An 11,883-nucleotide genomic window follows, 5' to 3' on the forward strand; every position below is an offset into this window, starting at 1 on the left:
GATCGCCAGTTTGCACCTTGCTCCGACCACGCTGAGCCAGCTGAACCTGGTCAACGAGACCATTGATCCGCGGACCATTACGGTCACCGGCAACACCGTGATCGATGCGCTGTTCAAGGTCGTGGAGAAGAACATCCCCTTCAGCGATCCGGTTCTGGAAGCACTGGTGGCCTCCGGCCGCAAGATCGTCCTGGTCACGACGCACCGCCGTGAAAACCAGGGCGAGCCCATGCGCGGGATCGGCCGCGCCCTCGCCCGCCTCTCGGCCGCCGAGCCCGAGGTCGAGTTCATCCTCCCGCTGCACCGCAACCCGGCCGTGCGTGAAGCCTTGCTGCCGGAAATCGAGGGACGCAGGAACATCACCCTGACCGAACCGCTGGCCTACGGCGAGTTCACGCGGCTCATCGCGGCGGCGAACATCGTGTTGACCGACTCCGGCGGAGTACAGGAAGAGGCACCGAGCCTCGCCAAGCCGGTACTGGTGATGCGCGAGAACACCGAGCGTCCCGAAGCCGTGGTCGCGGGCACGGTAAGGCTCATCGGCACGGACGAAGAGAAGATCTTTGAATCCGTGGAGCTCTTGCTCAATGACGCTGCCGCGTACAAGCAGATGGCCTTGGCGACAAACCCGTATGGTGACGGCAAGGCGGCAATCCGCACGGTGGCCGCCATTGCCGAACTTCTTGGTGTCGGGACCCGCATGGAAGACTTTGACTCCAACTTGCCGTCCGAAGCCAGCCTGGTGAATGCAGCCAGCATCTAGCTGACGACGTTCGGGGACAACCGGAGCGCGTGGCCAATGAGGCATCGTTCGCGGCCTTGGCCGGGGTCGCCCCTGTCTCTGCGTCGTCTGGGAAAACGAACCGACGCTGGCTGTCCGGAGGTGGAAACCGGCAAGCAAATAACGCGCTTCATCGCATTCTTCGATCGCGAACGCACTAGGACCAGCGGACGCGGGAAAACGTGGCCAAGCGGACTGAGGATGGCAGGGGCAAGAAGGAAAACATGCGCTGACTCAAGCGATACGTCGCCCAGGAAATCTTTCACATAATGAACCATCCGAGGCCCGCGCCGCTGACCAACGAGTTGCGTCCGCATCGACTGGCACTAGGTCTCATCAAGGTCGCTGCCGCTGCGGCTTTGGGACTGTAGCCCACAGCCATCACGGGTCCAGCATGGCAAATCTCGGGATCGCGACGACACTGCGCGCTACCGGGCATGGCTAGGGAAACAGGCCAAAGAATGCAATTGTCAAACATAGGAGTAACAAATAGCCAATCCTGAACGCGCAACTGCCGAGAGCGGTACTGGGATTGCTGGCCGTGTTTGCTGCCAGCACCGAATTCGGAAGGCCCGGCACTCCGCCATAGCTGCGCGACGGCAAGCACCCTTACACTCGCCGGCGCCACCACCTCCACTAGCCCGACGGCAGCCGATGAAAAATCGAGGCTAAGGGCCAAGACCTTCTCATGCACATGGGAACCCGGAACTTCAATACGACTAGCGTCGTGCTGCCGAGAAGACATACGATCTGCTTTGCCGGCCCACACCCACCAAAAAGGAGCCCTGACCTCGTCGCCCCCACGCCCGACACGATAAAGGGCGGCCAGATACTCAGCATCGAAATCGTCAGCATCCCCGACAATCCGGGATTCTGGCGAACAGTCTAACTCAATACCAGCCTCATTACTGAAGAAGGCCGGATCTCTGTTTCTCGTCCTCTTGGCTGATATCTATCTCTCAACGCCAGGTTGCTCAGACTTCATGGACACGCTCAGTAGTAGCAACCAGACTTTGCCAAGTGAAGCTATTTTCTCATTCGGCCCCATTGTGACAGTGCCATGGCATTACTCAACCTCAGTTACTATAGAAGTTCACATGCGTACTTTTGGGGGCCATTTTCTTGAGTAGAACCAACCATGCCTGGAAATCAGTATTGCCACGACGATTGGGAGTCCTCGATGGTATTTCCATTGTCATAGCGATGGTTACTGCTCAGTTGTCCCGCTTTGGAACAACTACGGATACTTCTTTGGGCGGTGCAGTCTCAACAAACTACTGGCTTGTTACGGCCGTACTCGGGTTAGTTTGGTGGCTGTTCCTCCGCATTTGGGGGTCAAGCGACATCAAAGTCCTTGGTGCCGGACCTGAAGAGTACAAGCGGGTGACTGTTTCTTCTCTTTACCTTTTTGGTTCCGTGGCTATCGTGTCTTACGCGCTGGACGTTCACACCGCACGTGGATATATCGGGGTTGCGATGCCGTTAGGCATCTTTCTCTTATTGACCTCACGATGGATCTGTCGAAAGATTCTGGTTCGGCATCGCAATAATGGCCGTTTCGTGCGCCGGATGATGCTATTAGGTAGCCCTGCTGCTGTTGAACATCTTCACCGTAGACTAGCCAGCGAACCAGGAGCCGGCTATTTGCCGATCGCCGCAGTATTGCCAGGCTACCAACTCAACTCTCCCTCCGGTAGAGAACTCGATTTACCGATAGCAAGTGTTGGCACGGAATTGCATCAAATAATGAAGGCAATTGAGGAAACTGATGCGGACGCCATTGCTATCTCTGCCGGTACCGTACTGAAGCCGCGAGTAATCCGCCAGTTGGGGTGGGAACTACAGGAGAGGGGCATTAGCATGATCATGGCTCCTGCCCTTACGGATATCGCGGGACCACGAATCCACACCCAGCCACTAGCTGGATTACCGTTAATCCATGTTTCAACGCCGGAGCTTGAGGGTGCGCAGGCATTCGTTAAACGAGCGTTCGATTGCATTGGTGCAGTGTTCGGATTGATTGTCCTGTCCCCTATTTTTCTCATAATTGCACTGCTCATCTGGAAAGACAGTCCCGGTCCTGTCTTTTTCCAACAAGAACGGATTGGCAGAAAAGGTATTCCGTTCAAGATGCACAAATTCCGGTCAATGGTGGTAGACGCCGAGGACCGCTTAGCCGATTTGCAAGAGGCTAACGAGGGCAATGGGGTCCTCTTCAAGATGAAGGCTGACCCCCGTATCACCAAAATTGGTGCATTCATTCGTCGCTACAGCATTGACGAGCTCCCCCAGCTATGGAATGTCCTGACAGGTACGATGAGTATGGTGGGTCCCCGTCCTCCCCTCCAAAGTGAGGTTGAAACCTATGAGGAATATGTCCTACGCAGACTCAAGGTCAAGCCGGGTGTCACGGGACTCTGGCAGGTCAGCGGACGGTCGGACCTTTCCTGGGATGACAGCGTTCGCCTGGATCTTTACTACGTCGAAAACTGGTCGCTCACACAAGACTTGATTATTCTCTTCCGCACCGCCAAGGCCGTGTTCGGCAAGGACGGCGCCTACTAGGTTTCCAAGCCAAGAATTAACTTCAGAATGATGTCGGGCCTTGGATGCACACGTAATGTGTATCCAAGGCCCGACATCATGGGGCGCGAATGTCTGCCCCACTTACCGCTAGGCTTAATCCCATGGCTTCTTCACCTCCCGATGCCGGCAATGCGGCCGATACATCCAACCTTTCCCAGATCCTCTCCCCGGAGGGCTGGACACTATTGAACTCCGTGGATCCATCATCCACGGGGACCAAGGAAGCCGCATTCCAGCTGAACTTGTCGCTTCGAAAGGCGGGCCACCCCACGGACTTGGTGACGGCAGTAGTGCAACAGAGCCAGCTGCGATTTAGGGCCCGAACCAAGTTCGGTCCCTTCGCTGACACGATGGTCTTCACGCCGGCAGGCCTGGAACAGGCGACGCGGCTGAATCTCGCCGGGCTCCATGCCCAGCGCTTCACCCGCGCCGGGATCAAGAAGGTAGCCGACCTGGGTTGCGGGATCGGTGCCGACTCGCTGGCGCTTGCCAGCGCCGAACTCGAAGTCACCGCCGTGGAGATGGACGAGACCACTGCGGCGGCCGCTACCTTGAACCTCATGCCGTGGCCCACAGCCACCGTGGTCAACGCCGACGCGACCACCTTTGATCTGACCGGTTTTGACGGGGTGTGGCTCGACCCGGCTCGCCGCACCACGGACACCTCCGGCACTTCGCGGATCTTCGACCCGGAGGCTTTCAGCCCTCCCCTGTCCTTCGTCGAGTCGCTGGCCGACCGTGGACTGGCTGTGGGCGTGAAGATGGGCCCGGGACTGCCCCACGAAGCGGTACCTTCCAATTGCGAGGTCCAGTGGGTTTCGATCAACGGGGACGTCACGGAGGCCGCGCTCTGGTTCGGCCCGCTCGCCCGCCCCGGGATTCGCCGGGCAGCCCTAGTCATTGCCGCGCACGGTGCCACTGAGCTGACCAGCCCCGTGGACTTTGACCCGGACGCGGCGTTGCGCGGCGATGTGCCGGTGGGCGAAATCGATTCCTACATCTATGAACCCGACGGCGCCGTGATCCGCGCCGGACTCATTGACGAATTGCTCAAGACCACCGGCGGGCACCTGATCGATCCGCGCATCGCTTATTTCAGCACCGCGGAGCCCGTTGAAACCCAGCTGGCCAAGTCCTACAAGGTACTCGCCGTCCGGCCCTACCATGTGAAGAATCTCCGTGCCTGGGTCAAGGCCGAAAAGATCGGCGTGCTGGACATCAAGAAACGCGGCATGGATGTCACGCCGGAGGAACTGCGCAAGATCCTGCTGGCAGGTACAGGGCGCGATGCCAAGAACAAGGCAACCCTCATCCTCACCCGGGTCGGCGATCAGCGTTACGCCGTTGAGGTCGAGCCAGTGTAGGTGGCGTGTGCGCTCGAGCACCCTGTTGATCCACAAAATCACCGCCGACCCTCGACGGTCGCATCAAACGCGCCATTACGCTCGATAGACTGAACAGTAACATCATATTGGCGTGATTCGCCGCATAAGACATGGAGGCCCGATGCAAATAGATTTCGCATCATCACGCCAGTCCACCCTTGGTGTGGAATGGGAAGTTGCATTGGTGGATCGGCATACCTCCGACCTGAGGTCGGTTGCCGAGGAAGTGCTGGCCGAATTGAACCTTCGCCACGGTTCGCTTGCCATCGACGAGGAACATCCCCATGTGAAGCAGGAACTGTTGCTGAACACCGTGGAGATCGTCACCGGTGTTTGCGAAACCGTGGCACAGGCCAAAGCCCAACTGCACGAGAACTTGGTGGCGGTCCGCGAGGTCACCGACCCGATGGATGTCGACCTGTACTGCGCAGGTTCCCACCCGTTCGCGCCTCCCAAGCTGCAGCCGGTCACCGATAAGGACCGCTACGCCAAGATGATCGACCGCACCCAGTGGTGGGGCCAGCAAATGGTAATTTACGGTGTGCACGTGCATGTAGGACTGGACTCCCGTGCCAAGGCTTTGCCGATCGTCGACGGGTTGATCAACTACCAGGCGCACTTCCAGGCCCTGAGCGCCTCCAGCCCGTTCTGGGGCGGGGAAGACACCGGCTACGCCTCGCACCGTGCCCTGATGTTTCAGCAGCTTCCCACCGCCGGCATCCCGTACCATTTCCCGAGCTGGGACCAATACGAGTCCTACGTTGCGGACATGCTGCACACCGGCGTAATTGACGACATTTCCGAAATCCGCTGGGACGTGCGCCCGGTCCCCCGATTCGGGACCGTCGAAATGCGCATCTCCGACGGGTTGTCCTCGCTGCAGGACATTGGTGCCATTGCCGCACTCACCCAGTGCCTCGTGGATGACATGTCCACGACTCTGGACAATGGCGGCAGCATCCCCGTCATGCCACCGTGGTACCGAGTTGAAAACAAGTGGCGTGCCGCCCGCTACGGTATGGAGGCCATCATCATCCTCAACGCCGCCGGGGATGAAATGCTCGTCACCGAGCACTTGCTCCAAGAGCTGATCCGTTTGGCGCCTGTCGCCGAAAAGCTCGGCTGCAGTGCCGAGCTAGCCGATGTGGAACGCATCATCAAGGGCGGAGCCGGCTACCAGTGGCAGCACAAGATCGCCTCAGCCCACAACGGCAACCTGCGCGAGGTCGTCAAGGACAACGTGCGTCGCATGCATCTGGCATAAGGCAAAGCGATAGGGCACCTAAGCGAAAGGGTGGATGGGACCATTCCCATCCACCCTTTCGCATTACCAGCAATCTCTATACGGCCAATGAAATCAGGCTCACCGGTTGCCCTGAGTCCGTTGAGAATCCGAGCCCCGTGGGCAGGACGTTGTCAGCCACCAGCTGTGCACCGAGAGCGGCGACCATGGCGCCGTTGTCGGTGCACAGGTTACGCGGTGGCACACGCAGGGTGATCCCGGCCGAGGCACAGCGCGCAGCCAGCAGCTCGCGGAGGCGCGAATTGGCAGCCACCCCGCCGCCCAGCAAAAGGTTCGTCAAACCGTGTTCTCGGCAGGCACGGACCGCCTTGGACGTGATCACGTCCACCACGGCTTCCTGGAAGCTCGCGGCAATGTCGGCGACCGGTACCTCTTCCCCGCGCTTCTGGTACTGCTCGACGCAGCGTGCAACAGCTGTCTTGAGTCCAGAGAAGGAAAAATCATGGCGGTGCTTTCCCGGCTCTTCTTCCGTTCCAATGAACTTGGGCAGCGACAGACCGCGCGGGAAGCGGATGGCCTGTGGGTCGCCTTCCTTGGCAATCCGGTCAATAACCGGTCCGCCCGGGTATCCCAGACCCAGCAGTCGGGCTACCTTGTCGTAGGCCTCCCCTGCTGCGTCGTCGATGGTTGCACCCAGCAGGCGCACGTCTGAAGTCAGTGAATTGACCTGCAGGATTTCGGTGTGGCCGCCGGACACCAGCAGCGCACCGAGGTTTTCGGGCAGCCTTCCCCCATCAAGAATGCCAACCCCCACGTGCGCGACCAGGTGGTTGATTCCATAAAGGGGCTTGCCCGTGGCCAGGGCCAGTGCCTTGGCCGCCGAGACTCCTACCATCAATGCTCCGGATAATCCCGGGCCGCTGGTCACCGCTATCGCGTCTATCTCGTCCAGCGTCACACCGGCTTCCTTGAGCGCGGAATCGAGGGTCGGGACAAAGGCATCAAGGTGGGCCCGGGAAGCAATCTCCGGAATAACACCACCGAAGCGCACGTGCTCCTCCATGGAGGAAGCCACGGCGTTGACGAGTAGGTCGGTTCCACGCACGATACCCACCCCGGTTTCATCACAGGAGGATTCAATGCCAAGAACAAGCGGTGCAGAAAGGGACATGAAATCAATTTTAGGTGGCCCACCGCGGTTTGGACGAAGTGGCCCGTGGGATGGGTGGCAGGCAGTCGGTTTGGCCAAGGAAGCTCTCTGTTCAGGCCCGTTCAATTGGCTAGGATCAGCACCTTGCGCATGATCACGGCATCGACACCGTCACGGTAGTATCGGGCTCTGCGGTGGATGGCATCGAAGCCGTGTCGCTCGTAGAGGCCACGGGCTCGGGGATTGTCGGCACGAACTTCCAACAAGAGGTCCGTGGCACTGCGCTCGATTGCAGTATCGATCATCAAACGCAAGAGGTACGTGCCGATCCCCCGACCCTCATACTCCGGGGCGACGGCAATGGTCTGAACATCGGCCAGTGGCAGGACGCACATCAGACCGCAATAGGCAACGATCTTTCCTGCATCCTGCACCACCCAGTAGTTCCGGGTTGCTGTCTGCTCCAGCTCGCCGACAAACATGTCCTGCGGCCAGGCGTCGGTCGGGAAAAGTGCCTTCTCCATTTCCCAGACCTCGGCCACATCCTCCATGACCATGACCCGGGTCTCCAAACCTGCCGGAGTGGGGAATGCTTCTTTCGGGTTCACAGCAGTTTCCCCTTCATGACAGCAGGGACCTTTGCATCGGATTCGCGGAGGTAGAGCGGCTCGGTCCCCAGAAGCGTTTCACCGGCGGACAGGATGCGAAGGGCGCGGGTGCCCAGTGGCACCGCTCCGGGGTGGGCCTGCTCGAATCCGGGGACGACATCCGCTCCCACGGTGGCCAGGCGCTCGGCGTAAAGTCCTCCGCCTGCCCCGTACACCGGACCAGCAGGAAGTTCCTCGGCGACGCTCACGTGGGGACCCTCAAGCAAGGCACCGGTCTTGCCATAGCGCGCCCAGTAAAGTTCCTTGCGCCGAGCATCGATGGCAACGGTGAAATCGCCTGACGGCTCATGTGCCACGGCGTCCAGGGCAATGGCGTCCAAGCTCATCACACCGTGGACAGGGATCCCCCATACAAAGCCCAGCGTCCGGGCGGTGGCCAGCCCAACGCGCAGCCCGGTGAAGGGTCCGGGTCCAACACCGACGGCGATGGCCTCCGGGGTCCGGCCACCTGCTTGCTCGAGCAGGGACTCGATGGCGGGGGCCAATACCTCGGAGTGGTCGTTGCCGACGTTTGAGGTGAAGGAGCCCAACACCTTTACGGTGTCGCCCTCTGATTCCAGCAAGGCAGCCGAGGCATTCGCCGAAGTGTCAATAGCCAATAGAAGCATGTGTACGGTTCCCCTGTTGTTCTAGCGTTCGAAGTCGTTGAGCAGCGTGGCAAGCCCGGGATCGTTCTCCCAGCGCGGGCCAAAGGCCGCAATCTGGATGGTGCGCGGCTCGTCATCCCCGCCCTCATTGAAGTCGAAGACCAGGTCTTCGTGGATTTCGGCAGATCCCGGACGTAGCAGGACGATTTCAAGTCTGGAATCGCTGAGCTGCTCCACCTTGCCCGCACCCCACTCCACCACCGTGACGGATTGGCCCATGCTCGCTTCCAGATCCAGGTCATCGAGTTCGGCGGCACTGTCCAACCGATAGGCATCAACATGCACAAGATCCGGGCCGTGCCCCAGTGCTGGGTGGATGCGGGAAATCACGAAGGTTGGCGAGATGATTCCCTCGCGTACCCCCATTCCCAGGCCTAGTCCCTGGGTGAAGGTGGTCTTTCCTGCACCCAGCTCGCCGGTGAGGATCACCAGATCCCCGGCGCGCATGATCTCTCCGAGCCGATGCGCGAAGTCGCGGGTCTCGGCAATGTCGCCTACCTCGAGCTCGGCGGCAATCGATGCCTCATTCACCGGATTCTCCCCAAGTGCCTTCCACCAACCGGCGCGGAACGCGGGGTGAAATGCGAGTAACGATTTCGTAGTTGATGGTCCCGGCTGCGTCTGCCCAATCGGTCGCGCTGGGGCCCCCCTCGCCAAAGAGAATGACCTCGGAACCAAGGATTTCGGCAACGTCGATATCCGGGCCCAGGTCCACCACGAATTGGTCCATGGCAATGGTGCCCCGCACCAGGTAGGTCTTGCCGTTGATGCTCACCGGTGCGTTGGAGGCAGAACGCGGAATGCCATCTGCGTAGCCCATCGGGACCAGGCCCAGATAGGTTTCCCTGTCCGTGTGGTACCGCAATCCGTAGCCCACGCCCTGCCCGGCCGGCACCTTCTTCACGTTCGCGATCCGGCTGACCAAGGTCATTGCCGGGCGCAGTCCGTACCGTGCCGGTTCTTCGCCGGCGAAGGGGCTTAACCCGTACAGGCCCAGTCCAAGCCTGACCATGTCGTAATGCGCGTCGGGACGCGTCAGGATTGCCGGTGTGTTGGCAATGTGCCGCACCTCAAGGTCAAACCCGGCATCCTCGGCCAAGGCCACCGCCTGGTTGAAGGCTTCCAATTGTTCGTCGGTTTCCGGGCGTTCGGGTTCGTCTGCCACCGCCAGGTGGGAGAAGACACCCACCACGCGCATCAGGCCTTCATCCTGGAAGCTGGCGGCCCGCCCCAACAGCTGCTCCCATTGGTCGGGCGTGCAGCCGTTGCGGCCAAGGCCGGTATCGATCTTTAGGTGGACGCGTGCTGGCTGCGCGGCAGCCTGTGCAGCGCGGGCCACGTGCTCCAGTTCCCAACCGGATACGGCCAAGTCGATATTTGCCGCAATGGCTGCCTCGAAGGGGGTCCCTTCGGTATGCAGCCACGCCATCAACTGAACGTCCAGTCCCGCCGCGCGCAATTTCAGGGCCTCGGTGACATGTGCGCATCCCAGCCATGTGGCGCCGGCCTGCACCGCCGCGCGTCCCACGGGCACCGCGCCGTGTCCGTAGCCGTCTGCCTTGACGACTGCCATGACCTCGGCAGGGGCCACGAGCTCGGCGACTCGCTTGACGTTTTCACGGATGTTGGCCAGATCGATGATGGCCCGCCGTTCCCAGGTGGACGCCGTTGTCTCATCTTGGGTGTGGGTCGGCTTTTCGGTCTGTTCGGTTGATTGTGCGCTCACCCATCCATCATCCCACTTTCCCCTTAGCGCCCGCTCAAGGCCACGCCACCCGTGCCACCGCGCCTGCAGTAATGTGCCGGAAAAGACGAAGCACCGGTGACCTGATCATGGGATCGGGCCACCGGTGCTTCGTAATGGACGGACCCGAAAAGGTCCGCAGTGGATTTACAGGGTTCGGTTGGTGCGGAGCTCGTCGCGGATCTCGGCCAGCAGCGCAAGCTGCGGATCGAGCTCTTCGGCGGGTTCTTCAACGCCAAGGCGGGCCTGGCGCCGTTCCTCGAGGTGCTTCATCGGCACCACGACAAAGAAGTAAATGGCTGCAGCAATGAGGATGAAGTTCACCAGAACGGTCAGGAACGCACCGATCTTGATGGCCACACCGGCACCGAGCGTGATAACCAGGAAGTTATCGAAGTTCGGCGAACCGACCAATGCTGCGATCAATGGCATGAGAATGAACTCAACCAATGCTGTGACTACGGCGCCAAAAGCAGCACCGATGACAACGGCTACGGCAAGGTCAACGACATTGCCCTTCATGATAAATTCTTTGAATCCCCTGAGCATGTGCCCAGCTTTACACACAATCGCAGTGGTCAAAAGGCACGACGCGGAAATTTTATGGGAAATTATCGATACGTTCACCCAAAAAATTCGGGTATCAGATCTTGCGAAGCAGCATCCTACGGATCGAATGGTCCGCCGATTTGCTCAACACCAGCTGTGCGCGGCCACGCGTGGGAATGACGTTTTCCCGCAGGTTCGGCTCGTTGATTCGCTTCCAGATTCCGTGCGCGGTTTCCCTGGCTTCCTCGTCACTCAACGATGCATAGCGGTGGAAGTAGGAAGCGGGGTCCGAGAACGCGCCGGAACGAAGCTTCATGAAGCGGCGGATGTACCACTCCTCGATATCGGATGTTCTGGCGTCAACGTAAACGGAGAAATCAAAGAAATCACTCAGTGCCAGGCCGGCGGTGCCGTCCGTGCGGGCCCGAGCAGGCTGCAACACGTTAAGCCCCTCCACGATCAGCACCTGGGGAGAGCGCACCACGACTTCCTTGCCGGGCACGATGTCATAGGTAAGGTGCGAATACCAAGGGGCGCGCACCTCCGGTGCGCCGGACTTCACTTCGGAAACAAATCGCAACAGGCGACGGCGATCATAGGATTCCGGGAATCCCTTGCGGTGCATGATGCCGCGTTTTTCCAAGTCCACGTTCGGATACAGGAAGCCGTCGGTCGTAATCAGCTGCACATCGGGGGTGTCCGGCCAGCGACGCAACAATTCCTGCAGCACACGGGCGGTCGTGGACTTTCCCACGGCCACGGAACCGGCCACGCCAATGACAAAGGGAGTGCGCCGGGTGCTCTCCCCCAAGAAGGTGTTGGTCGCCTGGTGCAGCGAGGCAGAGCCCTGGACATAGAGGTTGAGCAGGCGCGAGAGCGGAAGATAGACCTCACGCACCTCGGCGAGGTTTAGCTGCTCGCCCAGGCCGCTGAGGCGACGCAGGTCCGCTTCATCCAGCGGTTGCTTGAGTTCGTTGGACAGTCTTGCCCAGGTTTGGCGGTCCAATTCGACGAAGGGTGTAGCACTGTAGTCGACCGCACGCTGTCCATTCACGCCTTGAATTGTGCCAACAATCCTCCCGTATTCCCAAACTTCACCTTTTGGCCATACTTTGGACGCGTGGGCATGC

Annotated in this window: 11 protein-coding genes and 1 pseudogene; 5 read left to right on the forward strand and 7 right to left on the reverse strand. The window is 60.0% G+C overall.

Annotation, left to right across the window (positions count from 1 at the left end):
* The 5 genes and pseudogenes from wecB to ACIPUB_RS17300 all read left to right on the forward strand — a co-directional run.
* Nucleotides 1–763: non-hydrolyzing UDP-N-acetylglucosamine 2-epimerase (wecB, locus tag ACIPUB_RS17280; protein WP_407608501.1), on the forward strand; the 763-nt coding region annotated here is incomplete at its 5' end.
* Nucleotides 764–789: 26 nt separating this feature from the next.
* Nucleotides 790–942, forward strand: a pseudogene (locus tag ACIPUB_RS17285) (transposase); the annotation flags it as partial.
* Nucleotides 943–1,903: 961 nt separating this feature from the next.
* Nucleotides 1,904–3,346: a sugar transferase gene (locus tag ACIPUB_RS17290; protein WP_407608502.1), complete on the forward strand. Its 1,443-nt coding sequence runs from the start codon at nt 1,904–1,906 to the stop codon at nt 3,344–3,346.
* A gap of 122 nt (nt 3,347–3,468) precedes the next feature.
* Nucleotides 3,469–4,731 carry a THUMP-like domain-containing protein gene (locus tag ACIPUB_RS17295; RefSeq protein WP_407608503.1) on the forward strand — a complete coding sequence of 421 codons (1,263 nt, stop codon included), beginning with the start codon at nt 3,469–3,471 and terminating at the stop codon, nt 4,729–4,731.
* A 142-nt stretch (nt 4,732–4,873) separates the two neighbouring features.
* Nucleotides 4,874–6,016, forward strand: coding sequence for a glutamate--cysteine ligase (locus ACIPUB_RS17300; RefSeq protein ID WP_407608504.1), 1,143 nt, complete (start codon nt 4,874–4,876; stop codon nt 6,014–6,016).
* A 76-nt stretch (nt 6,017–6,092) separates the two neighbouring features.
* On the opposite strand, the gene tsaD is transcribed toward ACIPUB_RS17300, so the two are convergent.
* The 7 genes from tsaD to coaA form a co-directional block, all read right to left on the reverse strand.
* A complete protein-coding gene (gene tsaD / locus ACIPUB_RS17305; protein WP_407608505.1) occupies nt 6,093–7,166 on the reverse strand; it encodes a tRNA (adenosine(37)-N6)-threonylcarbamoyltransferase complex transferase subunit TsaD in 1,074 nt (357 codons plus the stop codon).
* A gap of 101 nt (nt 7,167–7,267) precedes the next feature.
* Nucleotides 7,268–7,702 (reverse strand): ribosomal protein S18-alanine N-acetyltransferase, encoded by a 435-nt coding sequence (gene rimI / locus ACIPUB_RS17310; RefSeq protein ID WP_407608529.1) that lies wholly within the window; start codon nt 7,700–7,702, stop codon nt 7,268–7,270.
* 47 nt (nt 7,703–7,749) lie between these two features.
* A complete protein-coding gene (gene tsaB / locus ACIPUB_RS17315) occupies nt 7,750–8,421 on the reverse strand; it encodes a tRNA (adenosine(37)-N6)-threonylcarbamoyltransferase complex dimerization subunit type 1 TsaB (protein ID WP_407608506.1) in 672 nt (223 codons plus the stop codon).
* A gap of 21 nt (nt 8,422–8,442) precedes the next feature.
* Nucleotides 8,443–8,991, reverse strand: coding sequence for a tRNA (adenosine(37)-N6)-threonylcarbamoyltransferase complex ATPase subunit type 1 TsaE (gene tsaE, locus ACIPUB_RS17320; RefSeq protein ID WP_407608507.1), 549 nt, complete (start codon nt 8,989–8,991; stop codon nt 8,443–8,445).
* The gene (gene alr, locus ACIPUB_RS17325; protein ID WP_407608530.1) at nt 8,984–10,102 is read right to left on the reverse strand and encodes an alanine racemase; all 1,119 of its coding nucleotides are present in this window, start codon (nt 10,100–10,102) and stop codon (nt 8,984–8,986) included. Before alr ends, tsaE begins: the two co-directional genes overlap by 8 nt.
* A 249-nt stretch (nt 10,103–10,351) precedes the next feature.
* Nucleotides 10,352–10,753, reverse strand: a complete 402-nt coding sequence (gene mscL / locus ACIPUB_RS17330) for a large conductance mechanosensitive channel protein MscL (protein WP_407608508.1) — start codon at nt 10,751–10,753, stop codon at nt 10,352–10,354.
* Nucleotides 10,754–10,847: 94 nt separating this feature from the next.
* A complete protein-coding gene (coaA, locus tag ACIPUB_RS17335) occupies nt 10,848–11,807 on the reverse strand; it encodes a type I pantothenate kinase (RefSeq protein ID WP_310293495.1) in 960 nt (319 codons plus the stop codon).
* Nucleotides 11,808–11,883: the final 76 nt, after the last annotated feature.

Origin of the sequence: Paeniglutamicibacter sp. ORCA_105 (assembly GCF_045798545.1) — a bacterium.
Taxonomy (GTDB): domain Bacteria; phylum Actinomycetota; class Actinomycetes; order Actinomycetales; family Micrococcaceae; genus Paeniglutamicibacter; species Paeniglutamicibacter sulfureus.